This is a genomic window from Brachybacterium halotolerans subsp. kimchii (assembly GCF_020792675.1).
Taxonomy (GTDB): Bacteria; Actinomycetota; Actinomycetes; order Actinomycetales; family Dermabacteraceae; genus Brachybacterium; species Brachybacterium halotolerans.
Genome location: NZ_CP086254.1, coordinates 1,541,163 through 1,566,721, shown reverse-complemented (window position 1 = coordinate 1,566,721; position 25,559 = coordinate 1,541,163). Strand labels below are relative to the sequence as shown.

General features: G+C 72.2%; 24 protein-coding genes. 15 read left to right on the top strand and 9 right to left on the bottom strand.

The window, feature by feature from the left end; translation table 11 throughout:
• Positions 1 to 138: 138 nt before the first annotated feature.
• On the top strand, positions 139 to 1,167 hold the full coding sequence (gene fbaA, locus Bra3105_RS07285; RefSeq protein ID WP_200502889.1) for a class II fructose-bisphosphate aldolase: 1,029 nt from the start codon (positions 139 to 141) through the stop codon (positions 1,165 to 1,167).
• 191 nt (positions 1,168 to 1,358) lie between these two features.
• On the opposite strand, the gene Bra3105_RS07280 is transcribed toward fbaA, so the two are convergent.
• The 6 genes from Bra3105_RS07280 to Bra3105_RS07255 all read right to left on the bottom strand — a co-directional run bounded on the left by Bra3105_RS07280 (position 1,359) and on the right by Bra3105_RS07255 (position 6,827).
• Positions 1,359 to 1,685: a DUF2516 family protein gene (locus Bra3105_RS07280; RefSeq protein ID WP_228359230.1), complete on the bottom strand. Its 327-nt coding sequence runs from the start codon at positions 1,683 to 1,685 to the stop codon at positions 1,359 to 1,361.
• A 107-nt stretch (positions 1,686 to 1,792) separates the two neighbouring features.
• Positions 1,793 to 3,115: an FUSC family protein gene (locus tag Bra3105_RS07275; protein ID WP_228359229.1), complete on the bottom strand. Its 1,323-nt coding sequence runs from the start codon at positions 3,113 to 3,115 to the stop codon at positions 1,793 to 1,795.
• The gene (locus Bra3105_RS07270; protein WP_228359228.1) at positions 3,112 to 3,630 is read right to left on the bottom strand and encodes a hypothetical protein; all 519 of its coding nucleotides are present in this window, start codon (positions 3,628 to 3,630) and stop codon (positions 3,112 to 3,114) included. The genes Bra3105_RS07275 and Bra3105_RS07270 overlap by 4 nt, the downstream gene beginning before the upstream one ends.
• 326 nt (positions 3,631 to 3,956) lie before the next feature.
• Positions 3,957 to 5,180, bottom strand: a complete 1,224-nt coding sequence (gene ygfZ, locus Bra3105_RS07265; RefSeq protein WP_228359613.1) for a CAF17-like 4Fe-4S cluster assembly/insertion protein YgfZ — start codon at positions 5,178 to 5,180, stop codon at positions 3,957 to 3,959.
• Between the two features lie 10 nt (positions 5,181 to 5,190).
• The gene (locus Bra3105_RS07260; RefSeq protein ID WP_228359227.1) at positions 5,191 to 5,832 is read right to left on the bottom strand and encodes a heme-binding beta-barrel domain-containing protein; all 642 of its coding nucleotides are present in this window, start codon (positions 5,830 to 5,832) and stop codon (positions 5,191 to 5,193) included.
• A 245-nt stretch (positions 5,833 to 6,077) separates the two neighbouring features.
• Positions 6,078 to 6,827, bottom strand: coding sequence for a hypothetical protein (locus tag Bra3105_RS07255; protein ID WP_228359226.1), 750 nt, complete (start codon positions 6,825 to 6,827; stop codon positions 6,078 to 6,080).
• Between the two features lie 245 nt (positions 6,828 to 7,072).
• Here Bra3105_RS07255 and mshD point away from each other — a divergent pair, with 245 nt between their 5' ends.
• From mshD to Bra3105_RS07205, 10 genes are all read left to right on the top strand, one after another.
• Positions 7,073 to 8,068, top strand: a complete 996-nt coding sequence (gene mshD / locus Bra3105_RS07250; RefSeq protein ID WP_228359225.1) for a mycothiol synthase — start codon at positions 7,073 to 7,075, stop codon at positions 8,066 to 8,068.
• Positions 8,065 to 9,015: an NUDIX hydrolase gene (locus Bra3105_RS07245; protein ID WP_228359224.1), complete on the top strand. Its 951-nt coding sequence runs from the start codon at positions 8,065 to 8,067 to the stop codon at positions 9,013 to 9,015. Before mshD ends, Bra3105_RS07245 begins: the two co-directional genes overlap by 4 nt.
• A 198-nt stretch (positions 9,016 to 9,213) precedes the next feature.
• Complete coding sequence (locus Bra3105_RS07240) at positions 9,214 to 10,008, top strand: DUF4190 domain-containing protein (protein WP_228359223.1); 795 nt, start codon at positions 9,214 to 9,216, stop codon at positions 10,006 to 10,008.
• A gap of 272 nt (positions 10,009 to 10,280) precedes the next feature.
• Positions 10,281 to 11,396 (top strand): phosphate ABC transporter substrate-binding protein PstS, encoded by a 1,116-nt coding sequence (gene pstS / locus Bra3105_RS07235; RefSeq protein WP_228359222.1) that lies wholly within the window; start codon positions 10,281 to 10,283, stop codon positions 11,394 to 11,396.
• Between the two features lie 124 nt (positions 11,397 to 11,520).
• The gene (pstC, locus tag Bra3105_RS07230; protein WP_407650901.1) at positions 11,521 to 12,525 is read left to right on the top strand and encodes a phosphate ABC transporter permease subunit PstC; all 1,005 of its coding nucleotides are present in this window, start codon (positions 11,521 to 11,523) and stop codon (positions 12,523 to 12,525) included.
• A 19-nt stretch (positions 12,526 to 12,544) separates the two neighbouring features.
• Positions 12,545 to 13,711 (top strand): phosphate ABC transporter permease PstA, encoded by a 1,167-nt coding sequence (gene pstA, locus Bra3105_RS07225; protein WP_228359221.1) that lies wholly within the window; start codon positions 12,545 to 12,547, stop codon positions 13,709 to 13,711.
• Between the two features lie 35 nt (positions 13,712 to 13,746).
• The gene (pstB, locus tag Bra3105_RS07220; protein ID WP_200502867.1) at positions 13,747 to 14,526 is read left to right on the top strand and encodes a phosphate ABC transporter ATP-binding protein PstB; all 780 of its coding nucleotides are present in this window, start codon (positions 13,747 to 13,749) and stop codon (positions 14,524 to 14,526) included.
• Positions 14,527 to 14,618: 92 nt separating this feature from the next.
• Positions 14,619 to 15,395, top strand: a complete 777-nt coding sequence (locus Bra3105_RS07215) for an ABC transporter ATP-binding protein (RefSeq protein ID WP_228359220.1) — start codon at positions 14,619 to 14,621, stop codon at positions 15,393 to 15,395.
• The gene (locus tag Bra3105_RS07210; protein WP_228359219.1) at positions 15,392 to 16,750 is read left to right on the top strand and encodes a permease; all 1,359 of its coding nucleotides are present in this window, start codon (positions 15,392 to 15,394) and stop codon (positions 16,748 to 16,750) included. Before Bra3105_RS07215 ends, Bra3105_RS07210 begins: the two co-directional genes overlap by 4 nt.
• A 99-nt stretch (positions 16,751 to 16,849) precedes the next feature.
• Positions 16,850 to 17,176 (top strand): rhodanese-like domain-containing protein, encoded by a 327-nt coding sequence (locus tag Bra3105_RS07205; RefSeq protein ID WP_228359218.1) that lies wholly within the window; start codon positions 16,850 to 16,852, stop codon positions 17,174 to 17,176.
• Between the two features lie 224 nt (positions 17,177 to 17,400).
• On the opposite strand, the gene Bra3105_RS07200 is transcribed toward Bra3105_RS07205, so the two are convergent.
• Entirely contained in the window at positions 17,401 to 18,630 is a 1,230-nt protein-coding gene (locus Bra3105_RS07200) for a D-arabinono-1,4-lactone oxidase (RefSeq protein ID WP_228359217.1), read from the bottom strand.
• A 75-nt stretch (positions 18,631 to 18,705) separates the two neighbouring features.
• On the bottom strand, positions 18,706 to 19,437 hold the full coding sequence (locus Bra3105_RS07195; protein WP_407650915.1) for a CPBP family intramembrane glutamic endopeptidase: 732 nt from the start codon (positions 19,435 to 19,437) through the stop codon (positions 18,706 to 18,708).
• Positions 19,438 to 19,645: 208 nt separating this feature from the next.
• Between Bra3105_RS07195 and Bra3105_RS07190 the strand changes: the two genes are divergently transcribed.
• Complete coding sequence (locus tag Bra3105_RS07190) at positions 19,646 to 20,374, top strand: aminoacyl-tRNA hydrolase (protein WP_228359215.1); 729 nt, start codon at positions 19,646 to 19,648, stop codon at positions 20,372 to 20,374.
• 4 nt (positions 20,375 to 20,378) lie between these two features.
• Positions 20,379 to 21,104, top strand: a complete 726-nt coding sequence (locus Bra3105_RS07185; RefSeq protein WP_228359214.1) for an SDR family oxidoreductase — start codon at positions 20,379 to 20,381, stop codon at positions 21,102 to 21,104.
• 31 nt (positions 21,105 to 21,135) lie between these two features.
• On the opposite strand, the gene ppdK is transcribed toward Bra3105_RS07185, so the two are convergent.
• On the bottom strand, positions 21,136 to 23,847 hold the full coding sequence (ppdK, locus tag Bra3105_RS07180; protein WP_228359213.1) for a pyruvate, phosphate dikinase: 2,712 nt from the start codon (positions 23,845 to 23,847) through the stop codon (positions 21,136 to 21,138).
• A 159-nt stretch (positions 23,848 to 24,006) separates the two neighbouring features.
• Here ppdK and Bra3105_RS07175 point away from each other — a divergent pair, with 159 nt between their 5' ends.
• Entirely contained in the window at positions 24,007 to 25,056 is a 1,050-nt protein-coding gene (locus tag Bra3105_RS07175) for a glycosyltransferase (RefSeq protein ID WP_228359212.1), read from the top strand.
• Positions 25,057 to 25,099: 43 nt separating this feature from the next.
• Positions 25,100 to 25,540 (top strand): GtrA family protein, encoded by a 441-nt coding sequence (locus Bra3105_RS07170; RefSeq protein WP_228359211.1) that lies wholly within the window; start codon positions 25,100 to 25,102, stop codon positions 25,538 to 25,540.
• Positions 25,541 to 25,559 lie beyond the last annotated feature (19 nt).

Here is a 25,559-nt window from a genome sequence, read left to right as displayed (position 1 = left end):
GGCGGCGTCCGCGGACCCGTGTCCACGGGCGCGGACCGGAGGTTCCGTTCAGACGCCGGCGTGAGAGAATCAACAGCACTGCGCGCCGTCGCGGCGCGCGTTCCGATGCCGTTACTCGCACTCGCGTGAGGAGCACACATGCCCATCGCATCCCCTGACAAGTACGCCGAGATGATCGACCGCGCCAAGAAGGGCGCGTTCGCCTACCCCGCGGTGAACGTCTCGAGCTCGCAGACGGCCATCGCGGCGCTGCAGGGCTTCACCGAGGCGAACACCGACGGCATCATCCAGGTGTCCTTCGGCGGTGCGGAGTACCTGTCCGGCTCGACGGTCAAGGACCGGGTGGCCGGTTCGATCGCTCTGGCGCAGTTCGTCCACGCCGTCGCGGACAACTACCCGATCAACGTCGCGCTCCACACCGACCACTGCGCCAAGGAGGTCCTGCCCACCTGGGTCGAGCCCCTCATCGAGTGGGACCTCGAGAACCGCGTGAAGAAGGGCCTCGACCCGCTGTTCCAGTCGCACATGTGGGACGGCTCCGCGGTCCCGGTCGACGAGAACCTCGAGATCGCCGAGCGTCTGCTCGCCAAGACCGCCGAGTCCAAGAAGATCCTCGAGATCGAGGTCGGAGTGGTCGGCGGCGAGGAGGACGGCGTCCAGGCGGACGTCTCCAACGACAAGCTCTTCTCCACCCCGGAGGACGGCCTGAAGACCGCCAAGAAGCTGGGCCTGGGCGAGAACGGCCGCTACCTCACCGCTCTCACCTTTGGCAACGTGCACGGCGTCTACAAGCCGGGCAACGTCAAGCTGCGCCCCTCCGTCCTCAAGGACATCCAGGACGCGGTGGGCAAGGAGTACGGCCAGGACAAGCCGTTCGACCTGGTGATGCACGGCGGCTCCGGCTCCACGCTCGAGGAGATCCAGGAGGCGGTGGACAACGGCGTCATCAAGATGAACATCGACACCGACACCCAGTACGCCTTCACGCGCCCGGCCGCCGGCCACATGTTCGACAACTACGAGGGCGTCCTCAAGGTCGACGGCGAGGTCGGCAACAAGAAGGCCTACGACCCCCGCGCCTGGGGCAAGAAGGCCGAGGCCGGCATGGCCGCCCGCATCGTCGAGGCTTCGCAGAACCTGCGCAGCGCGGGCACGCACGAGGCCTGATCCGACCGGTCCGGCCGGTCCGGCCGACGGGCCGGGCCTCACCCCGGAACGGGGCATCCACCGTCGCGGTGGGTGCCCCGTTCCGCGTCCGCGGACCGGTGGTCGGCGCGGGGGCGAGGCCGGTGCGGGGGTCGAGGTCCGGCCCGGTGAGGTCCGGTCGGTTCGAGGCCCGTCAGGTCCGGGGGATGGGGTCAGTACCGGTTGTTGCGCGAGCGCTCCATGACGGAGCGCAGGGCCGGCAGGACGTCGGCCAGGAAGACGCCGGAGATCACGATGCCGATCACCATCAGCAGCATCGAGGATCCCCCGCGGCCCACCGGATAGGGCAGCGCGAGGAAGCCGAGCAGCAGGGCGAGACCCGTGAGCAGACCCCAGAACAGCTTCGTGCGCTTGCCCGCCGCGGTGTACGCGTCGGGGCGGAAGCGCATAGCGTTGACCAGCGCCCAGATCTCGATGGCGAAGAGCACCACCGCGATCACGGCGAAGATCCAGTACTGGGCGACTGCGAGCCAGAGCATGCGGCCAGGATAACGGCACAGCTCGGGCGCGGGATGGGAGGCGCCCCGGGGCCAAGAGGCCGGCGCGCCGGGAGACCGGTGCGCCGAGCGGCTGGCGTGCCGAGCGGCTATCCCCGTCGGCGATCGGGGTCGGAGCGGTCGGTGATCAGCAGCTCGAGCGCCTCGGTGGTGGCGGGCGGTTCGACGGCCGACATCTCGCGGGTGAGCGGACGCGGCCCGATGGTGTCGCCGTCGGCCGCGATGAGCAGGCTCGGCAGGAAGCGCTGCGCGTCCTTGTGGTCCAGCCCGGTCGCCTCGAGCAGGTCGATCGCGAGCGAGCGCAGCTGGATGACGAGGGCGACGCCCTCGAAGTGGTCGACCCGGCCCAGGCGCGTGCCGTCGTCGCTGCGCAGCATCGTCTCGGGCGTGAGGTAGGAGCAGAAGATGCGCAGCGCCCGGCGCGCCTCGGTGAAGTCGCCGTCGGAGTCGACGGCCTCGCGCAGGGCGACGGCGGCGTCATGGGCGGCGAGCAGGGCGTCGGCCAGACGCGCATGGGAGCTGCGGCCCTTGACCGACTCGAGGAAGGCGACCTCGTGCCGGGCGATGACGCGCACGTTGCGCACGGCGCGATCGGAGCCGATGAGCAGATGCTGCAGACGCCCGACGTCGCCCGCCCGCCGCAGGTGGGTGGGGGAGAAGGTGGCGATCTCCTCGGCCGCGTTGTTCGCGATGCGCCACTCGTCCACGAGCTCCTGGGAGGTGGTGCGGATCTGCGAGAGCGCGGCGCTCGCGACCTTCACGTCCCCCGTGCGGGCTGCGAGCGACATCTGCGTGAGCGCGTCCTCGAGCGCCCGGTACAGCGAGTGCGCGGCCGACCGCTGCCCTCGACGGGGATCGCCCGAGGTCAGCAGGTGGACGAGGATGCCCACGACCACGCCCGTGAGCGCGTCGAGGATGCGGCCGCCCGGGCTCATCGACGGGGTGAGCGGCATGACCGTGACCAGCAGCGACTGGATCGACATTTGCATCGTGAAGACGATCCCGGAGTCGATGAGCCGTGCCAGCAGGCCGGCCGTCACCACGACGACCGCGATCTGCCACGTGCCCGAGCCGATCGTCGCGCGGGCGAGCTCGCCCAGCAGCACGCCGCACATCACGCCCGTGGACATCTCCAGCACCTTGCGGACCTTCTTCTCCGTGCTGGAGACGCCGATGATCACGAAGGCGGCGATGGCCGCGAAGAAGGGGAACTGGTGGCCCCACACGAAGTGCGCGAACAGGTAGGCGACCGCGGTCGCGGTGCCCGCGCGGGCGATGCTGCCCAGGCCCTTGCGGTCGCGCTCGACGCCCTCGCCGATGCGGCTGGAGATCGCCGCGCGCACGCGGTCGCCGAGCGGCGGCATCGGGGTGCCGATGTCCGTGGTGGTGGTCGTCGGCTCGGTCCTGCTCATGCGACCACCGGATCCGTCAGCCGCATCTCGAGAAGCTCCCTGAGGTCGAAGGTCTCGCCGTCGCGCCCGCCGCGGCCCACGACGAGGGGTGCGTCGACGGGCTCGATCTCCGCCCCGCGCAGTCGTGTGAGCAGGCCGCCGTCGGCCCGCAGGATGTAATAGCGCGCCTCGGTGTCGATGCCGATCGTCCGGTCCTGCTTGAGGTACCAGCCGTGCAGCGGGGTGCGGATCGTCCCGGAGCCCTTGTAGGGGAGGGCGCGCAGCGGGCGCGGGGCGATGCCCGCGCTCTCGAAGCGCTCGATGTACTCGCGCAGGATCGCGGTGGCCTTCTCGTGCTCGGTCCGACGTGCGTGCTCGAGTGCCTGCTCCTGCGCGGCGAGCACGGCGGCGCGCTGCTGCGACCAGGAGGGCGGATCGCCCCGACGGTCCTCCGGCACCTTGCCTCGCGGCATCTCGCCCTGCGGCGCCTCGCCGTGCGGCATCTCGTGCCGCTCACCCTGCGCGCTCATGCCCATGGCCCCATTGTGTCAGGCCCCGCGGCGCACGGCGCGCGGTCCGGGCAGGGGCCGCAGCACCCAGGAACTGCGTGGGCCGGGGTTTGCGTGGCCCGGTGGTGTCGCGGAAGGGCAAATACGGGACATCTCTGCCATATATGGCAGAGATGTCCTGCATACGCCGTTCCATGACACGAAGCCGTCTCCGGAGGTGGGGGGATCGGGACCACCACCCGGATCTCAGTCTCGGCCGCTCCACGACTCGCCGGACGCCGGCGGCAGGGTACCGGCGTGCGGGCGACGGCGGCCGGGTGACGGCGTGCGGGCAACGCCGGGCCGTCGGCGCCTCAGAGTCGCGCTGTGCGGGGCCTCTCGCCGTGCTCGCGGGTGATCACGATGGGTTCCTGCGTCGCATCGAGCCAGGTGATCTCGACGTCCTCGGCCGATGGCCCCATTCCGTCAGCCCCGTCAGCCCCGTCAGCCCCCTCGCCGTCTTCCCACGGGCCCGCGCTGATCCGGGACCCGATGACGAGGGGCGCATCGAGCGGGGCGGCGCGCTTGAGGACGGCCAGGGCGATCGGGCCGAGGTCCGTGTGGGTGGCCGTGGAGGTCACGGTGCCCACGAGCTTGCCCTCGCTCCCACCCAGGCGCACGGGGTCGCCGTGCCGGGGCATGACGTTCTGCGAGCCGTCGACCAGCAGCATCGTGAGTCGGCGCGGGGGCTGACCCAGGTTCAGCACCTTGGCGACGGTCTCCTGACCGCGGTAGCAGCCCTTGGCCGTGTGGACGGCGGTGCGCAGCAGGTCGAGCTCGTGCGGGATGCTGCGCTCGTCGACCTCGGTGGCCTGGCGCGCGCGGTGGGAGGCGATGCGCAGGGCCTCGGCCGCCTCGCTGCCGGCGAGGTGCTCGACGCGCCAGGGGAGCGCTGCGAGGGCGTCCGCGTCAAAGGCGGTGAGCACCCAGTCGGTGCCGTCCTCGGGATCGGGCCCGTAGGCGACGTGGCCGGGGGCGACGGCGGGGTGCGGGTCGGTCCACACGAAGGCGGGCTCGGGAAGGTCGAGGCCCGTCGGCCCGAGCGCCGCGGCGCCGAGGATGTTCCCGGCGGGCGCGAGGCCGCCCAGCAGGCGCAGATCGTCGCGGTCCGTGATCTCGACGCGCGCGGCGAAGCGCATCATCTCGAGGTAGCGGCGCAGGCCCGCCCGGGAGCCAGGATCGGTGACCAGCAGGATCGTCTCCTCGCCGGTGACAGCGGCGGAGGCCAGGTGCTCGACCCGGCCCTGCGGGCTCAGCACCGCGAGGGAGCGCGAGGCGCCCACGGGGGCATCGGTGAGGACCTGCGAGGTGACCGTGGTGAGCCAGCTGCGGGCGTCGGCCCCGCGGAGCTCGAGGATCTCGTGGCCGCCGAGGTCGACGACGGCGCGGCGCGAGAGGAGGCGGCGCTGCTCCCGCAGCGGGGCTCCGTAGTGGGCGGGCATGCCGCGGTCGGGGCCGTCCTCGGCGAGCACGGCGCCGGATCCCGTCAGCAGGGGCGGGTGGATCGGCTGCGGCGGGGGAGCGGGCTGCTCGGTCATGTCGGTCACGTCAGCCACGGTCGAGCTCGACCGAGAGGTAGGGGGAGAGCTCGTTCGGCGCGGCGGGATCGGTCGCGCGCTCCCACAGCCACATGAGACGGCCGCCGACGAGCCCGAACATGCGGGTCGCGGCGATCGAGCCGTCGGCGGCACGGGCCGTGGGGGAGGTGCGCAGGCCCAGCTGGATGCGCGGTCCGCGCACCTCGCCGACCCAGGTCTCCTCGCCGTCCTCCCGGGAGATCACGAGCTCGACGCCGTACGAGACGACGCCGGCGGGATCGCCGGGCTTGGCGGCGCGGGCGGCCTCGAGGTCCTGGCCGGGCAGAGGATCTCCAACGCGCCAGAAGCCCTTCTCCCGCACCAGCAGGCTGCGCTCGCCCGTGCCGGCATCCTGCTCCGGGACCTTCTCGGGGTCGACGAACGCGCTCGTGGGCGGCAGCGGGGCAGGGGCGTCGACCAGGTCGGTCGACATCACCCAGACCAGGGTGCCGTCCTCGTTCGCGGAGGTCACGAGCTTCTGCTCGATGCGGCGGCCGATCAGCTCGCCGTCCTCGTCGGGGAGCTGGGCGGCGCCGTCGCCGTTCCAGGAGCCGACGAGCCAGGCCAGCGGGAAGAGGCTCTCAGGAAGCGATGGATCCAGGACGATCGGCATCGGATCAGCGGCCGAACAGGCGGGTGACCACGAGGACGGCGAATCCGGCGGTGCCGAGCCCGACGACGCCGACGAGAGCGGTGAACACGAGGGACAGAACAGACATGCTCACACTGTACCGGCCACGGCGCCTCGAGCGGGCCGACGGGACGGCCGTGCAACGGACAGGATCACGCGCACCGGAGCCCGGCGCGAACCGGCGCGAATGAGCACCGGCGCGGGGAGCCGCGACTCCGCGGGGCCCCTCAGCCCAGAAGGCGCTGGGTGAGCAGCGCCACGACGCCGATCGTGGCGACGGGCCCGGCGGCGACGGCGAGGGAGGGCAGGGGCTCGCGTGCGGCGAGCACCGAGCCCAGCAGCAGGTGCACGCCGCTCGCGCCCACCGCGAGCACCGCGCCCACGAGCAGCGCGATCGGCCAGGCGATCGCGGACATCTCGTGCATCATCAGTGCGGTGGTGCCCGCACCCAGCACGATCGCGAGGATCAGCCGGGGCGTGCGCGGCAGGCCGATGGCCGTGATCAGCAGCGTCACGGCGAGGCCGGCCCCGGAGGCGGCGAGCAGCCCCACCTCGGCGGGGGTCGCGGCGTCGGCCTGGGCGACCACCCAGGTCGCGGAGATCCCGGTGAGCATCACACCGCCCACGGTGCCGGTGAGCGAGGCGGAGAGCTCCTCGCGGCTGTGGCGGAGCATCTGGTGGACGAAGGCGCCGAAGATGCCGAGCGCGCAGGCGACCACGACGCTCCACAGCGGTTCCCCGGTCTCGGCGGTGCGCACGCTGAGCAGTGCGGCGAGCATGCCCGTGGCCACGATCACGATGCGCGAGCCGAGCGCGCTGGGCAGCTCGAGAAGGTCCGGCCAGCCGATGCCCACGAGCAGGGCGAGCACGCACAGAAGTGCCGCCATCAGCGGGACCGAGGCGCCGCCGGTGAGCGTCACCAGGCTCAGCAGGACCGCCAGGACGGCTCCCAGAGGGGCCCGTTCCGATGCGGTCATCCGCCCACCTCGCACTCGTCTCGCTGTCGTCGTCCGCGTTCGTCCTGCCCTGGTCCGGACCCGTGGTCCGGGGCCAGCTCGTCGCCGGTCGTCCGCGGGTCCGCGCGCCCTTCGGGACTCCCGGTGCGGTGCCGGTTCCCGCGCCGAGGGCGGGCGTCCCGGGACCGCTCAGGGGAACGCTACAGTGGCAGTCTACGAGCCGCCGACGGCGGAGCCCTGCCACGGACCATAAGGACACCCACCGCATGATCGTCACGGACGAGCTGCGCCCTGCGCAGCGCCCGGCGGTCGACCTCCTCCTCGAGCGGACCCGCGCCCACGACGGCGTCGCCGCGCTGGACGAGGCCGCGCTGTTCGCCCTGCACGCCGAGCGTGCCGACGGGACGCTGCACCTGCTGCTCGCCGACCCCTCGGCGGATTCACCGGGCTCATCGGACTCGCCGGACCCGTCGGCCCCGCCGCGCGCCCTCGCCTACGCCTCCGTGCTGCCCGACGGCACCGCGCAGGGCGCCGTGGACCCCGAGGTCCGCCGCCGCGGCCTGGGATCGCAGCTGCTGGACGCGGTCCTCGAGCGTCGCCCCGACGCCGGGATCTGGGCCCATGGAGCGCTCGACGCCTCCCTCGCCTTCCTGCGCGAGCGCGGTCTCGAGCCCGTGCGCGAGCTGCTCACGATGCGCCGCGTGCTCGGACAGGGTGCCGACAGCGACGCCGGGATCCCGGCGCGCGAGCCCCGCGATCCCGCGATCGCGCTGGGTGCCTTCGATCCGGCGCGCGACGCCGACGCCTGGGTGCGCGTGAACGCGCGCGCCTTCGCCGACCATCCCGAGCAGGGCCGCCTGACCCGCGCGGACCTCGACGAGCGCATGGCCCAGCCCTGGTTCCGGGCCGAGGACCTCCACGTGGCCCGTCGCGACGACGAGCTGCTGGGCTTCGTCTGGGTCAAGCGCGAGGAGGCCGAGGACCCCGAGGGCGCGCCCGACGCGGAGATCTACGCCGTGGGCACCGACCCCGACGCGGCAGGCCAGGGCGTCGCCGGAGCCCTGCTCAGTCGCGCCCTGCGCGCTCTCGCCGCGGACGGCGTCGGCGCAGCGACGCTCTACGTCGAAGGGGACAACACCCCGGCGCTCGGCCTCTACGAGCACCTGGGCTTCGACGTCTCCGGCCGCGATCTCCAGTTCCGCCGGGGCGGCGGGGCTGCCTCGTCGGACGCGACGGGCTCGTCGGACGCGTCGGACGCATGAGCACGATGGCAGTCCCCGGCGCCCAGCCCGCCGTGCTCGCGGCGGGCGCGCTGATCTGGCGCGAGAAGCACGGCACGGTGCAGGTGCTGCTCGTGCACCGCCCCCGCTACGACGACTGGTCGATCCCGAAGGGGAAGCTCGAGGCCAGGGAGACGTTCCCCGCCGCGGCCGTCCGCGAGGTGGGGGAGGAGACCGGGTACCGGGTGCGGCTGCACCGTCCGCTGCCCGCCTCCGTCTACCTGCTGCCCGACGGCCGCTCGAAGATCGTCCAGTACTGGACCGCGGCCGTGCGCTCGCGCATCGGGCCCGGCCCGAAGAATCCCAAGGAGATCGACGAGACCCGCTGGGTGCAGATCTCCGAGGCCGAGCAGCTGCTCACCCGGCAGACCGACCGCGTGACCCTCACCGCGCTCTCCGAGCAGCTCGCCGAGGACACCGCGCTCACGCGGCCGATCATCATCCAGCGCCACGCGGCGGCGGTCTCCCGCGCGAAGTGGCGCGACGGCGAGAAGAGCCGTCCCCTGAACTCGAAGGGGAAGAAGCAGGCCAAGGCCCTGCCGCCGATGATCGACGCCTTCGCGCCGGACTCCGTGGTCTCCAGCCCCTGGAAGCGCTGCCGGGCGACGGTCCAGCCGTACGCGCGGCTCTCCGGCCTGGACATCTCCACCAAGGAATCCCTCACCGAGGCCGGGCACGCCTCCGAGCCCTCGCGCACCGCTGCGGTCGTCGAGCGCGTGCTGCGCGAGGCGCGGCCCACGATCCTGTGCACCCACCGGCCCGTGCTCCCCACCGTCATCGACACCGTCCGCGAGTTCGCGAGCCGCGAGGCCGCCCTCGAGCTCCCGCGCTCGGACCCGTACCTCTCCGCCGGCGAGGCGCTCATCGTGCACGCGGTGCCCGGCGGGCGGATCGTCGCCGTCGAGCGACACCAGCCGCGCATCGAGTGACCGGGCGGCCGGGTCCGTCCGGACGGCATGCTCCGCCGACGGGCCGACGGGCCGACGGGCCGACGGGCCGACGGGCCGACGGGCCGACGGGCGATGGGCCGACGTGGCCGCGGACCAGCGGGCGGAAGGCGCCGCCCGGCAGAATGAAGCATGTGGGGCGGTGGGCCCCGACAAGACCTTGCAGGAGGACACGATCCGATGAGTGACAGCAGCGGCTACGGCGGCTTCAGCGCCCCCGGCCCCCAGGACCCGCAGGGCTCCGCGCCGTCGCCCTACGGCGCGGGTGATTCCAGCGGCGCCGGCGATTCCTTCGGTCCGTGCGATCCGTACGGCTCGAGCGCCCCCTCCGGTTCGGGCTCTCCCTATGGACCGGATTCCTCCTATGGATCAGGTTCCGCCTACGGATCCGGTTCCGCCTACGGATCCGGTTCCTCCTACGGATCGGGCGATCCGTACGGCTCGAGCACCGGGTACGGATCCAGCGATCCGTACGGCTCGACGGAGCCCTACGGCTCGAACGGCGGAAACGGTCCGACGGATCCCTATGCCCCGGCCTCCGGGTCGTCGGCCCCCTCGGGAGGGCCCTTCGGGTCGCCGGACCAGGCGCCCCGGCCCGACGGGACGCCGAGCCACCAGCCCTCGTACCAGCCGTCCTACCAGCCCGCCTCCCAGCCGTCGTACCAGGCCTCGACGGCGTACCCCGGAGGGATGTACGGCGCCGGGTACGCGCCACGGCCGACCTCGGGGATGGCGATCGCCGGCTTCGTCCTGGGCCTCGTGGGGCTCGTGCTGGCCTGCGGCATCCTCTCGCCGCTCGGAGTCATCGTCTCCGTGATCGGCATCCAGGCCACGGGGGAGAACAGCACCCACGGCGGGCGCGGATTCGCGATCGCCGGTCTGATCATCTCGATCATCGGCACCCTGCTCCTGCTCCTCGTCGTGGGCGGGTTCGTGCTCGGCTCCCTGACGGAGTCCACGTCCGGGACCTACTGACCCGATCCGGGGCCTCCCGAGAGGCCTTCGCGGCCGGGGCTGTGACCGGACCGTGACCTCGATGTGATGCACCTGTATCTACAGGATGACCTGCGGTTTCGGTGCTCTCCGGGGGTCGCGCTCCTCCCGTTCATCTGACGTTCACACGGCGGCGGGCGAGCGGACACCTCGGCTCCCTAGCGTCGCGCATGTCGCCCCCGCCGGGTATCCCGCCCGGTCGCTCTTGAGGCGCGCTCCTCGTACTCGTGGGCCCTGCCCCGGAAGGAATCGCAGTGATCGTTCGCAAGACCACGCTCGCCCCTCTCGCCGCGCTCGGACTCACCGCCGCACTCGCCCTGTCCGCCTGTGGCGGCTCCGACGGCGGCACCGCCACGTCTGACGGGGGCGGCGCGGCCGCAGCCGGCAACGTCTCCGGCAAGCTCGCCGGCGCCGGCGCCTCCTCGGCCGAGTCGGCCGAGAGCGCCTGGACCCAGAGCTTCCAGGCCGTGAACCCCGACGCCCAGGTGACCTACGACTCCGTCGGCTCCGGAGCGGGCCGCGAGCAGTTCCTGAACTCGGGCGTCCAGTTCGCCGGCACGGACGCGGCCCTCACGAAGGACGAGATCAAGCAGTCGGCCGACGCCTGCCAGGGCGGCAAGGCCTTCGACGTGCCGATCTACATCTCCCCGATCGCCGTCGTCTTCAACCTCAAGGGCGTCGACGACCTGCAGCTCTCCCCGGAGACCATCGCCGGGATCTTCGCCGGCGACATCACCACCTGGGACGACGCGGCGATCAAGAAGGACAACCCGGACGCCGACCTGCCGTCGACCAAGATCACCCCGGTGCACCGCTCGGACTCCTCCGGCACCACCGAGAACTTCACGCAGTACCTCGAGAAGACCGCCCCCAAGGCGTGGAAGCACGGCGAGGTCGAGGACTGGCCCGTCAAGGGCGGCCAGTCCGGTGACGGCACCTCCGGTCTGATCTCCGTGGTCGAGGGCGGCGACGGCACCATCGGCTACGCCGACGCCTCGAAGGCCGGCAACCTGGGCATCGCCAAGATCAAGGTGGGCGACGAGTACGTCGAGTACTCGCCCGAGGCAGCCGCCAAGGCCGTCGAGGACTCCCCGCGCGAGAAGGACCGCGAGGACGGCGACATCGTCGTCCAGCTGGATCGCACCCTGGACGATCCCTCGACCTACCCGCTGGTCCTCGTGTCCTACATGGCCCTCTGCGACACCTACAAGGACCAGGAGACCGCGGACCTCGTGAAGTCCTACGCTTCCTACGTGGTCTCCTCGGAGGGCCAGAAGGCCTCGGGCGAGGTCGCCGGCAACGCGCCGCTGTCCGACACGCTCTCCAAGGACGCCACCGCCTCGATCGAGAAGATCAAGGCCAAGGGCTGAGTCCCGACCGATCGATGAGCGCACGGCCGACGGGCGCTCGGGTGCGCCGCACGGGGAACGACTCCCGCGTGCGGCGCACCCGGCCGTCGGCCCTCTCACCGGCCCGCCCACAGGAAGGCGCCACATGAGCACCCCCGCCGCCGCAGACCCCGCGTCCACGGCACCGGAGCAGGACCCCGCGCAGAGCCCCGAGCCCGGCGGATCCAAGGCCGTGGCCGGCCGCCGCTCCAAGCGGCGACCCGGCGACATGATCTTCACCGGGCTGAGCGTCGGCTCCGGACTGCTCATCTTCGTCACCCTCGCGCTGGTCGCGATCTTCCTGACCGTCCGCTCGATCCCCGCGATCCGCGACAGCAAGGAGCTGGGCGGCGGGCCCGACGCCATCTCGCTCTGGTCCTTCGCCGCGCCGCTCGTGTTCGGCACGGTCTTCGCCGCGCTGCTCGCGCTCATCATGGCCGTGCCCGTCTCGATCGGGATCGCGCTGTTCATCTCCCACTTCGCGCCGCGGCGACTGGCCACCCCGCTCGGCTTCATGATCGATCTGCTGGCGGCCGTGCCCTCGGTCGTCTTCGGCCTCTGGGGCGGCGTGTGGCTGGTGCCGAAGATGCAGCCGCTCTACGAGCTGCTCAACAAGTACCTGGGATGGTTCCCGCTGTTCGGCGGCGACCCCTCCACGCCGATGCGCAACCTCGCGACCGCCTCGATCGTGCTCGCGGTGATGATCCTGCCGATCATCACCGCGGTTTCGCGCGAGGTCTTCCTGCAGACCCCGCGGCTGCAGGAGGAGGCGGCCCTCGCGCTCGGCGCGACCCGCTGGGAGATGATCCGCGCCGTCGTGCTGCCCTTCGGCCGCTCGGGCGTCGTCTCCGCCTCGATGCTCGGCCTCGGACGCGCGCTCGGAGAGACCATGGCCGTGCTCATGGTGCTCTCCCCGGGGGCCACGTTCTCCCTGCACATCCTCGAGGTCGGCAAGCACAACACGATCGCCGCGAACATCGCCTCCCAGAGCGCCGAGGCCACGCCCGACGTCATGGCCCGGCTGATCTTCACCGGCCTGGTCCTGTTCATCATCACCTTCGTCATCAACGCCCTCGCCCGTGCGATCGTCTCGCGCTCGGCGAAGGCGTGAGGGGCCAGGAGGGAACACCATGAGCGCCACCCCTGCACGCACCGCCTCCTCCGGGCTGGTCACCGGCTCCGGAGCATCCGAGCGCCGCCTGCCCTGGTACCACCTGCTGCTCACCGCGGCGATCGCGATCGCACTCGCCGCGATCGTGCTGGTCCTGTTCGACAGCTTCTCGATCGGCGGGCTCGTGGTGCTCGGCTACGTCCTGCACCTGGTCATCGGCTACGGCTACTCGCGGATCCGCGAGGGCCGCCGCTGGGCGAACGACCGCTTCGCGACCCTGCTGGTCTTCGGCGCCTTCGCCGTCGCCATGATCCCGCTGATCTCCCTGCTGTGGGAGGTCCTGCACCGCGGCCTCGGCAAGCTCATCAGCCCGTACCCCGGGTACTTCTGGACCGCCGACATGGCGGGCGTCGTCGGCGGCATGGTGTCCGGCGGCATCGCCCACGCAATCGTCGGCACCCTGCTGATCACCCTCGGCGCGAGCATCATCTCGGTCCCGATCGGCCTGCTCACCGCGATCTTCCTCGTCGAGTACGCCCGCTACGGCGCGCTCCGCGCGCTGGGGCGCGGCATCACCTTCCTGGTCGACGTGATGACGGGCATCCCCTCGATCGTCGCGGGCCTGTTCGGCCTGGCCCTGTTCATCACCATCACGAACGATCCCGGCATCCGCATCGGCCTCATGGGCTCGGTCGCGCTCAGCGTGCTCATGATCCCGACGGTGGTGCGCTCGAGCGAGGAGATGCTGCGGCTGGTGCCCCTCGAGCTGCGCGAGGCCGCCTACGGGCTGGGCGTCCCCAAGTGGCTCACGATCGTGAAGGTCGTGCTGCGCACCTCGATCGCGGGCCTCACCACGGGCGTCACCCTCGCGATCGCCCGCGTCATCGGCGAGACCGCGCCCCTGCTGCTGACCGTCGGCGCCCTGCCGATGATGAACGGCAACCTGTTCAGCGGGCGCATGCAGACCCTGCCGACCTTCATCAACAGCCAGTACCGTTCGGGCAACGCCGTGTGCAACTCGGACGCCATCACCAACCCGATCACGCACATGCAGTACGCATGCTCGACGACGATCAACTACGACCGTGCGTGGGCCGCAGCCCTCACGCTCATCCTCATGGTGATGATCCTGAACATCGTCGCCCGCCTCGTCAGCCGCCTCTTCGCCCCCAAGCTCGGCCGCTGAGCCGGCGGCGCGGCCCCGCACCGAAAGGACACCCCATGGCCCAGGCCATCAACGTGGAGGACCTCAACATCTACTACGGCGACTTCCTCGCCGTGGAGGACGTGACCGTCACTCTCCAGCCCCGCTCGGTCACGGCCCTCATCGGCCCGTCGGGCTGCGGGAAGTCGACGTTCCTGCGCACCCTGAACCGGATGCACGAGGTCATCCCCGGCGCCTACGCGAAGGGCAGCGTCGAGATCGAGGGCTCGGACATCTACGGCCCGGGCGTCGATCCCGTGAACGTGCGCCGTCGCGTGGGCATGGTCTTCCAGAAGCCCAACCCGTTCCCCACGATGTCCATCAAGGACAACGTGCTGGCCGGGGTCAAGCTCAACAACAAGCGCATCTCCCGCTCCGCGTCCGAGGAGCTCGTGGAGACCTCGCTGAAGGGCGCGAACCTCTGGGAGGAGGTCAAGGACCGCCTCGACAAGCCCGGCCTGGGTCTCTCCGGCGGCCAGCAGCAGCGCCTGTGCATCGCCCGCGCGATCGCCGTGAAGCCCGAGGTGATCCTCATGGACGAGCCCTGCTCGGCGCTCGACCCGATCTCCACGCTCGCGATCGAGGACCTCATCCACGAGATGAAGCAGGACTTCACGATCGTCATCGTCACGCACAACATGCAGCAGGCCTCGCGCGTCTCCGACCGCACGGGCTTCTTCAACATCGCGGGGACCGGCAAGCCCGGGCACCTCATCGAGATCGACGAGACCGAGAAGATGTTCACCAACCCCTCGAACTCGCAGACGGAGGACTACATCTCCGGTCGCTTCGGCTGAGCCTCCGTCTCAGACCACGGTCCGACGTCGGCCCCGGGAATCCGTTCCCGGGGCCGATGCGCGTCCGGGGGCGCGCGGCGGAGGGTGGAGCCATGACCTCGACACCTCTGCCCTCACAGCCCGTACCCCAGTCCTCGCCCCAGCCCGCCGTCCCGGGCCCGTCCGGTCCCGCCCCGGTGCTCCAGGCCCGTGCCCTGCGCCACTCCTACGGGGAGAAGGCCGGCGCGACCCTCGCGCTGGACGGCGTGGACCTCGACATCCGCGCCGCCGAGTCGGTCGCGGTGATGGGCCCCTCCGGCTGCGGGAAGACGACGCTCCTGCACGTGCTCGCCGGCATCCTGCCGCCCACCTCCGGGAGCGTCGTCCACGCGGGCGCCTCGCTGGACTCCCTCTCCGACGCCGCGCGCACGCGGCTGCGCCGCACGAGCTTCGGCTTCGTCTTCCAGGACGGCCAGCTCCTTCCCGAGCTGACCGCCCTGGAGAACGTGGTGCTCCCGCGCATGCTCGGCGGCGCCTCCCGTCGCTCCGCGAGCGCCGAGGCGTCGGCCTGGCTCGACCGTCTGGGCCTCGCGGGCATGCACGAGCGCCGACCCGGCCAGCTCTCGGGCGGCCAGGCCCAGCGCGTCGCGATCGCCCGCGCGCTCGCCGGCCGGCCCTCGGTGGTCTTCGCCGACGAGCCCACCGGCGCGCTCGACCAGACCACAGGCCACAGCGTCCTCCAGGTGCTCGCCGAGGCCTGCCAAGACGCGGGCGCGGCCCTCGTCATGGTCACCCATGACCCGTCGGTCGCCGCGACCTGCGAGCGGACGATCGCCATGCGCGACGGCCGCATCGCCCAGCAGTTCCACCGCGGGGGAGGCGCGCGATGAGCCTCCTCAGCACCGCTCCTCTGGTCCTCCGGCGCCGCGGCGGGATCGCCACGGCTCTGCCGATCATCGGCTTCGCGGCCTCCACCGGCATCCTCGCGACCGTCCTCGGCGGTCTCGGCGCCTTCGCCTCCCGCTCCGCCGCCGCGCCCGTTGGCGACGGCCGGCCCCCGGTCGAGGCCTCCGACCTGTCCTTCCTCGTGTCCTGCGCGATCGTCGCGACCGTGCTGCTCGTGCCCAGCGCCATGAGTCTGGGCAGCGCAGCCGCGAAGCTCAGCCTGTCCCGCCGCGAGCGCGACCTCGCCGCGGTGCGCCTGGTGGGCGGCACCACCGCCCAGGTCGGCGCGCTCGCCGTGGCCGACGTCCTCGCCCAGGCGCTCATCGGCTCGCTGGTCGGGCTGCTCGCGCACCTCGCCGTCACCCCGGCGCTCACGGCGCTGGACTTCGGGATGGCACCCTTCACCGTCGGCGAGCTGCTGATGCCGCTCTGGGCCTATGCGGTGCTGGTGATCGCGGCGACGCTGCTCGCGGGGGTCTCCGCCGGGATCGGGCTCGCGGGCGTCGCGATCTCACCTCTCGGGGTCGCCCGGGACTCGCGGATCGTGCGCATGTCCGTGGTGCGGCTGATCGTCTGGGCGGCGCTGATCGTGCTGTTCATCGCCGCGTTCCAGATCCTGCCCCAGATCATGGGAGGGATCCCGAACGGGATCGGCGTGCTGATCGCCGTGCTCGCGATCCTCATGGGGCTCGTGATCGGCAGCGTGAACATCGTCGGGCCGTTCGTGGTCTGGGTGGTCGCACGGATCATCGCCGCCGTCGCCCCTGGGCCCGCACTGCTGGTGGGAGCCCGCCGACTCGCGGCCGACCCCCGCGCCGGATGGCGCGCCGTCTCCGGCATCACCTTCGGCCTCGTCATCGCCGGGTTCCTGACGCTGACCAGCATGTTCGAGGATATGGACTCGACCTCGTCCGAGGTGAGCGTGAGCACCGCCCTGCACACCGGCGGACTGCTCACCCTGGGCATCGCCGCCGTGCTGGCCGCCGTCTCGACCGGGGTCACGCAGACCGCCCGCGTGCTCGACCAGGCGCGCGTCTACCGCTCGCAGCATGTCGCGGGAGCGACGGTCAGCGCCCTCCAGCGCGCCCGCATCGCCGAGATCGCGATCCCGCTCGCACTCGCCGCGATCGTGGCGGGCCTGAGCGCCGCGGGCCTCCTCGCCCCCGTGATGAGCGGCGGCTTCGCCCTGGGCGCGGTCGTGCAGTACATCGCCTCGGCGATCGGCGCGCTCGGCCTGGTCGCCCTCAGCGTCGCCGTGAGCGCGCCGCTCGTGGGACGGGTCGCGCGGTCCGAGGCGTGAGCGGGACGGGTCGGACCGGTCCGACGCGTGAGCGGCACGGATCGGCCGGGTCGACTCGCGGGCAGCACGCGCCGCCCGTCGGCTCGTAGGCTGGGGGCCATGGACATCGAATCCGTGGCCCCCACCGAGATCCCCGAGGGTGCGCACCTCATCGACGTGCGCGAGCACGACGAATGGACCGCCGGCCACGCCCCGCGCGCGCAGCACGTGCCGGCGAGCTCCTTCATGGAGCACCTGGGCGAGTTGCCCGAGGACGACGACCCGCTCTTCATCGTGTGCCGCTCCGGCGGGCGCAGCTTCCAGGTCACCCAGTGGCTGAACCAGAACGGCTTCGAGGCGATCAACGTCGCCGGGGGCATGGACATCTGGTTCGAGTCCTCGCTGCCGATGGTCAGCGAGACCGACGCCGAGCCCTACGTGCTCTGAGGCGCGGCCGATCCCGACCCGCCGCTCGCGCTCGTGCTGCGGCATCCCCCCCCGCGAGAGGTGAGTTGATGTCGTCATTCGTGCGTTTCGGGGACCACAACTCACTTCTCGGTGAGGTGCCGCCGAGCGCGTCACCGTCTCCGGGGCAGGCCAGCCGCGCCCCGTCTCCGGGGCAGGCCAGCCGCGCCCCGTCTCCGGGGCAGGCCAGCCCCGCCCAGCCCCACTCAGCCCAGCAGCGCGCGCAGGTGGTCGTTGAGGAAGAGGCCGTGCGGGTCGAGCTCCGCGCGCACCTCGTCGAAGACGCCCAGCTGCGGGTAGAGCTCCTCCGCCCGGGCGCGGTCGAGCAGGTGCAGCTTGCCCCAGTGGGGGCGCGCGCCGAGCTCCTCGCCGATCGCGTCGGCCGCGGTGAGCAGCGGCCAGTAGTCCGAGCTGGTCTTCGCGGTCAGCGCGATCGCCACCCGCGGCCCGCCCTGCGCGATCGAGAGGGGAGTGTCGTCCCCGGCGACCCAGCGCAGCTCGAGGGGGTACTGGTGCTCCGGGAAGTCCTCCACGTTCAGCGAGGTCAGACGTGAGAACGCCTCGTCGGCCCGATCCGCGGGGAACGCGAGCTCCATCTCGTGGAACGGCTTCGTGGAGCGGCCCGTGAACACCTGGTAGGCGGGTGCGGCGTCCTCCTCGCCCTCCTGGGCGACGTCGAGGCGCCGCACGAGAGCCTTCCCCGCGGCGCTCGCGCCCTCCTCGACGTCCAGCTGCAGCAGCGCGGGCGAGGCATCGGCGGGGAACCAGTGGACCTGCACGTGGCGGGCGCTCTCCCCGAGCGCGGCCAGATCCGCCGACGAGGGGGCGAGGTCCACGAGCTCGCGGCGATCTCGCAGGTGGAAGGCAGGGACCGTCTGCAGCTCGACCTCGAGGATCACGCCGAGCGCGCCCAGGGACACGCGGGCCGCGCGCAGGCGATCCACGTCGTCCTCGCCGATCTCCACGATCTCGCCGCGCCCGTCGACGAGTCGCAGGCCCGTGATCGCCTCGCTCATGATCTGCGAGTCCGTGCCGGAGCCGTGGGTGCCGGTGGCCAGCGCGCCCGCGATCGACTGGGCGTCGTGGTCGCCCTGCACGGGCAGCGAGAGGCCCTGCGCCCACAGCTCCTCGAACAGCTGGGACAGGGGAGTGCCCGCATGCGCGCGCACGCGCCCGCTCCCGGCGTCAACGCCGGTCAGGCCGCTCATCGCGCCGAGCTTCACGAGCACGCCGCCGGTGGGGATCAACGGGGAGAACGAGTGCCCGGCGCCCATCGTGCGCACGGGCAGGCGGCGTCCGATCGCCCAGCGCACGGCCTCGACGACCTCGGCCTCGGTCTCCGGTTGGACCACGGCCTGCGGGGTGAAGCGGTGGTTGCCGCCCCAGTTGTTGGAGCGCTGCTCGATCGTGGCGTGCGGAGGCAGGGAGAAGACCATGCGCCCAGGCTATCGGCAGGAGGTGGCGAAGGGCATGGGGCTGGGGGCGTTCCGGCCCGAGCCCGCGTCCACGCCCTACAGACCCAGCACGCCCTTCAGCAGCGCGTACCCCACGAACGCCACCACATCGAGCAGTGTGTGGGCGACGACCAGAGGGCCCACGCGGCGGGTGCGTCGGAAGTACTCGGTGAAGACCAGGCCCATCGCGAGGTTCGCGATGCCGGGGCCGATGCCCTGGTAGAGGTGGTAGCTGCCGCGCAGCACCGCCGTGATCACGAGGATCCCCGCCGTGCCCACGCCCAGGCGCTCGAGCCTCTGCACGAGGTACCCGGAGACGATCACCTCTTCGAGCACGGCGTTCTTCGCGGCCTGCAGGATCAGCACGGGGACCGTCCACCAGTGCGTGTCCAGCGCTGCGGGGATCACCTCGAGGGTCGCGCCGATCGCCCGGCCCGCGTAGTAGACGGCGAGCCCCGGGATGCCGATGCAGGCCGCGATCACGAGGCCGCGCACGCTGTCGCCGAGCGGCCTCGCGGGTGCGAGGCCGAGGCCCGCGAGGGCGGCTCGCAGACTGCCCGCGCTCACGCTGAGCAGCAGAATCACCAGTGCCACGGGTGCGAGGGTGAAGGTGATCCCGAGCAGTTGCTGCAGCAGGTCGAACCAGGGATTCGTGTCCTGCGAGCTGTTCAGCGTCGCCTGCTGGCCGCTCAGCGGCCCCGCGGCGAGCGACCGCGCGAGGGAGACGACCGAGTACACCCCCGAGCGCCCCAGGGACAGCGCCAGCACGATCACGATCTCGGCCACCAGGAACGCCGACGGCGGGTCGACGTCCCGGCGGCTTATCGGTGCCGCGCCGCTCCGGCGCGTCCGCGGGTCAGGGCTGATCTCGTCCACGGACACATGGTGCCACCGAGGGGTGCACTGGCCCCGGGACGCCGCCGACGCCGACACCGACGCCCGTGCCGATGCCGACGCTGCGGGAATGCCGAGCCGCCCGGACCCGTTGCTCCCTGTCGTGAGCGAGAACGTGCAGCGACCCGACCGACCCGACCATGAGAACCCCTGGGCGATGCAGCTCGTGGTGCACCGCGTGAAGGCGGACCCCGCGCACCACGAGGACGTCGTGGAGGCCGCGGCTCAGGCCGTCGTGCAGCTCCTGGACGACGAGCGCTCCCGCACGGGCGAGTGGGCCGAGCAGGTCGAGCACTGGCGCGCGGGCTGGATCCGCAAGGTCGTGCGACGGGCCGACGGCGCCCGCTGGGACGCGGTGCAGTCCCTGCCCGGCGTCACCGTCGCCCACGGCACCGCGCAGGTGCGCGCCTTCGTCCCGGGGCCGCTGCAGCCGCTGCCCAAGGATCTCGCGAAGCTGCAGGTGGGCGGCACCGAGTTCCCCCGGGGCGGCCGCGAGGATGCCCCCGCCGCTCCCGCCGCTCCCGCCGCTCCCACGACCCCCGCAGCACCCGCGGCCTTCGTCGAGGTCGAGATCACCCCGCTCGAGGAGATCTCCACCGGCAAGACGGCCGCGCAGGCGGGCCATGCCGCGCAGCTCCTGTACGAGCAGATGGGGGAGGGGGAGCGCGCGACCTGGCGCGCCGACGGCTTCCGCGTCCGGCTGCTCCCGTCCGACGAGGCCGCCTGGGAGGAGCCGGGTGATGCGGTCCGCGTGATCGACGCGGGGCTCACCGAGGTCGACGGGCCGACGGAGACCGCCCGGGCGCACCGTCACCGCGCCCTGGGAGAATGACCGCATGAGCATCTCCGAGACCTGTCCCGCATCCGCTCGTCGGCCCGCCGTCCTCATCACCGGCGCCTCCCGCGGCATCGGCCGCGCCGTCGCCGACGAGCTCGCCGGTGACCACCGGCTGATCCTCGGCGGCCGCGACGCCGCGGCGCTCGCCGAGCTCGCAGCGTCCTATCCCGAAGCCGAGCCCTTCGCTGTGGACGTCACCGACTACGCGGCCGTGGGCGGAGCGGTCGCGGCGCTCGACCTGCCGGACGGTCTCGCCGGCGTCGTGCACAGCGCCGGCGTGCTGGTGGGAGGCACCACCGAGGAGATGGCGGTCTCCGAGTGGAACCGCTCGATGGAGGTCAACGTGACCGCTGTCGTCGAGCTCACGCGACTGCTGCTGCCCGCGCTGCGGAAGGCGCGCGGCACCGTCGTCGCCCTGAACTCCGGCAGCGGCTTCAACTCCATCGGCGGACGCGGCGCCTACTGCGCCTCGAAGTTCGCCCTGCGGGCCTTCACCGACGCCCTGCGCCTCGAGGAGCGCAAGCACGGGGTGCGGGTCAGCTCCGTGCATGCGGGCCGCGTCGACACCGACATGCAGCACGAGCTGCGGGGCTTGGAGGACGGCCCCTACGAGATCGAGAAGTACCTCGAGCCGACGTCGGTCGCCTCCGCGGTCGCCCTCGCGATCCGCGCGACCGACGAGGCGAGCATGGACGTCATCTCCGTGCGCCCGCGGATGGGGTGAGGCCGCGCCCGGGCCCCTCCCCCGGTCGCCCTCACGGCTGCGGTGTGAACCCCTCCTCGAGCAGTGTCGCGCGCCCGCACTCGAGGCGCGCGACGGGCACGCGGAACGGGGAGCACGAGACGTAGTCCAGGCCCAGCGAGTGGAAGAAGTGGATGGAGGCGGGGTCCCCGCCGTGCTCCCCGCACACGCCGAGGGTGAGGTCCGGATTGGTGGCCCGTCCGCGCTCGGCGGCGATCCGCAGCAGCTCGCCCACCCCGTACTGGTCGAGGGACTCGAAGGGGCTGTCGGAGAGGATGCCGCGCTCCTTGTAGGTGAAGAAGAACCCGGCCTCGACGTCGTCGCGGGAGAAGCCCCAGGTGGTCTGCGTGAGGTCGTTCGTGCCGAAGCTGAAGAACTCGGCGGCCTCGGCGATCTCCCCGGCGCGCAGGGCGGCGCGCGGCAGCTCGATCATGGTGCCGATGCGGGTGGTGAGCTCCGCGCCGTCCCCGGCCCCGGCCCCGGCCGTGACCTCCTCGGTGACGTCGTCGATCTCGTGGCGGATCGCCCGCAGCTCGCGCACGGACCCGACCAGCGGGATCATGATCTCGACGTGCGGGTCCCCGCCGTCGGCCCTGACCTCGAGCTCGGCCTCGAGGATCGCGCGCACCTGCATGCCGAACAGCCCGGGGATCGTCAGGCCCAGTCGCACGCCGCGCAGCCCCAGCATCGGGTTCTGCTCGTGCAGCCTCTCCACGGCGGCGAGGACCTTGCGCTCGTGCGGCTCGATCCGCCGCCCGGCTTCCTCGGCGCGGGCGATGCGCACCGAGAGGTCGGTGAGGTCCGGCAGGAACTCGTGCAGCGGCGGGTCCAGCAGACGGATCGTCACCGGCAGGTCGCCCATCGCCCGCAGCAGGCCCGCGAAGTCCTCCCGCTGGGCGGGCAGCAGCTCGGCGAGGGCCTCCTCGCGCTCGGCGGGGTCGCCCGCCAGGATCAGCTTCTCGACCTGCGCGCGGCGCTCGCCGAGGAACATGTGCTCGGTCCGCGCGAGGCCGATGCCCTGCGCACCCATCTGCCGGGCCCGCTGGGCGTCGGCCGCGGTGTCCGCGTTCGCGCGCACCTGCATGCGCCGCACCTCGTCGGCCACGCCCATGAGCCGGTCGACGGAGCGGACCAGGGCCGACGCACCGGGATCGTCGGGGGCCAGATCCCCCTCGAGGTACTGGGCGACCTCGCTGGGCTCGACGGGGATGCGCCCGGCGAAGACCTCGCCGGTCGCCCCGTCGATCGAGAGCACGTCCCCCTCCCGGGCGACGACCTCCCCGTTCATGCGGATCTCCCGCGCCTTCGGGTCGACGTCGAGGGACTCGGCCCCGCACACGCAGGTCTTCCCGAGCCCGCGGGCGACCACGGCCGCGTGGGAGGTCTTGCCGCCGCGGGAGGTCAGCACGCCCTCGGCGGCGAGCATGCCGCCGAGGTCGTCGGGATTGGTCTCGCGCCGCACCAGCAGGCACTCGTGCCCCTCCTGGGCGCGGGCGATCACGGTCTCCGAGTCGAAGACGACCTCGCCGACGGCGGCGCCGGGGGAGGCGCCCATCCCGCGGGCGAGCACCTCGCGCTCGCCGCTCGCGAACCTCGGGAACATGAGCCGGGTGAGCTGCGCGCCGCTCACGCGGGTGAGGGCCTCGCGCTCGTCGATCGCGCCCTCGTCCACGAGGGTCGTGGCGATGAGGAAGGCCGCGGCGGCGGTGCGCTTGCCCACGCGGGTCTGCAGCATCCACAGCTTCCCCGACTCGATCGTGAACTCGATGTCGCACAGGTCCCGGTAGTGCTCCTCGAGCACGTCCATGGTGCGCAGCAGCTCCTGATACGCATCGGGCAGCACCTCGCCGAGCTCCTCGAGGGACCGGGTGTTGCGGATGCCCGCGACGACGTCCTCGCCCTGCGCGCCCACCAGGAAGTCGCCGTAGATGCCGTGCTCGCCGGTCGAGGGGTCGCGGGTGAAGGCGACGCCGGTCGCGGAGCGGTCGTCGAGGTTCCCGAAAACCATCGCGACCACGTTCACGGCGGTGCCCAGCTCGTGGTCGATGTGCTCGGCGTTGCGGTAGATGACGGCGCGCGGGGCGTTCCACGACTCGAAGACCGCGCTGATCGAGCCGCGCAGCTGCTCCCGCGGGTCCTGCGTGAAGGGGCTCCCGGTCTCGCGCTCGATGATCTGCTGGTACCGGCCGACGATCTCCTCCAGGGCGCCTGCGTCCAGTCCCGCGTCGTCGGCGGCTCCGCGCTCCTCGCGGACCGCCTCGAGCGCCTCCTCGAACATGCTCGCCTCGATGCCGAGCACGGTCGCCCCGTACATCTGCAGCAGACGCCGGTAGGAGTCCTGGGCGAAGCGCTCGGAGCCCGACTGCGCGGCGAGCCCCTGCACGGTCTCGTCGTTCAGGCCCACGTTCAGCACCGTCTCCATCATCCCGGGCATGGAGATCGCGGCGCCCGAGCGCACGGAGACCAGCAGCGGGGCCTCGCGATCGCCGAAGCGTCGGCCGATCTGCTGCTCGACGTCCTCGAGCGCGGCGGTCACCTGATCGGCGAGCTCGGGCGGGTTCTGGCCGTGATGCATGACGTACCGACAGGCGTCGGTCGTGATCGTGAAGCCGGGCGGGACGGGCAGGCCCAGCCGGGTCATCTCGGCGAGGTTCGCTCCCTTGCCGCCCAGCAGATCCTTCTGGTCCTTGGAGCCCTCGCGGAACGGGTGGACGAACGTGCTCATCCCCATCACCTCTCGACCTCTCCCCGCGGCGGGGAGCGAGGCGACGGCCCGGGACGGCCGGACCGTCCGGTGCGTCCTTGCACCTGTGTTCACTGTAGATTCACCAGCGGTTCAGGGGAAGAGGCGGGGCCGACCTCCCGTTGCTACTCTCGCGCAGTGATGACCACTTCGCCCCCGCCGCAGCAGCTCGACATCGCGGCCATCGTCCCCTGCTACAACGAGGAGGCGACCGTCGCGAAGGTCGTGTCGGACCTGCGCGGGACGTTCGACGGCATCACGGTGTACGTCTACGACAACAACTCGAAGGACGCGACCCGGGAGCGGGCTCGTGAGGCCGGGGCGATCGTGCGCTCCGAGACCCTCCAGGGCAAGGGCAACGTGGTGCGCCGCGCCTTCGCCGACGTCGACGCGGACGTGTACCTGCTCATCGACGGCGACGACACCTACGACGTCGCCTCCGCGCCCGCCATGGTCGAGGCGCTTCTCGAGGGCCCCTACGACCACGTGCTGGGCTGCCGCGTCGACGACCCGGACAACTCGGCGTACCGCAAGGGCCACGCCTGGGGGAACCGCTTCTTCAACAGCGTGGTCTCGAGGCTCTTCGGCGAGCCCGTCACCGACATGCTCTCCGGGTTCCGCGTCTTCTCCCGACGCTTCGTGAAGTCCTTCCCCGCGCTCTCGCAGCGCTTCGAGATCGAGACGGAGCTGACGGTCCACTCGCTGGCCACGCGCGTGCCCCAGATCGAGAAGCCGGTCGGCTTCGGCGAGCGGCCCGACGGCAGCGAGTCCAAGCTCAGCACCTTCTCCGACGGCCGACGCATCATCCTCACGATCGCCAAGCTCTTCGCCTTCGAGAAGCCGTTCGTGTTCTGGGGAGCCGCGAGCATCGTCGCCTTCGTGGCAGGCCTGATCAGCGGCATCCCCGTCATCTCGGAGTACGCGCGCACGGGCCTCGTGGAGCGCTTCCCGACCGCGTTCCTCGCCGCGATCTTCATGGTGATCGCCTGCCTGATGGTGACCGCCGGCGTGATCCTCACCGGCACCACGAGGAACCGGCACGAGGCAGCGCGGCTCGCCTACCTGGGACTCGCCCCGGTGACCACTCCGGGGCTCGCGCCGCGGCGCGAGGTGTCGCCGGAGGAGCTGCGCGCGCCGCAGAACCAGCGCGCGCCCGAGCCGATCGTGCCCGAGAGCGCGCCGGTGGTGTGAGGTGAGGCCGACCGCCTTCAGCGTCCTGAGGGGCAGGGCCTCGGTGGCCGCTGAGCGCGCGACGTCCCTGCGCGCCCTCGTCGCGCGCTTCCTGGTCTCCGGCGGCGCCATGGCGCTGCTGGACCTGTGCCTGTACTCGGGCGGAACGCTGCTGATGCACTGGCCGCCGATCGCCGCGCACGTCGTGTCCACGCTGATCACCATCTGCGTGAGCTTCGCGGTGAACCGCGCCTTCGTCTTCCGGGCGCACGGCACCGGCGTCCGGGCGTTCGTGCCGTTCCTGGCCGTCACCCTGGTGACCGCGCTCGTGATCCAGACGCTGATCATCACCGGGGTGGTGCACGCCTGCGGCGCGCTCTTCCCGCGGGCCCCCGAGGGCGTCGTGGCGATCGCCGCGAAGATCATCGCCGTCGGCGTCGCCGCGGTGTGCAACTTCGTCTGCTACCGCGTGATCTTCTCCCGCGGCGGGAGCGCCCGGGCCTGACGGCGGGTCGTGCTCGGGC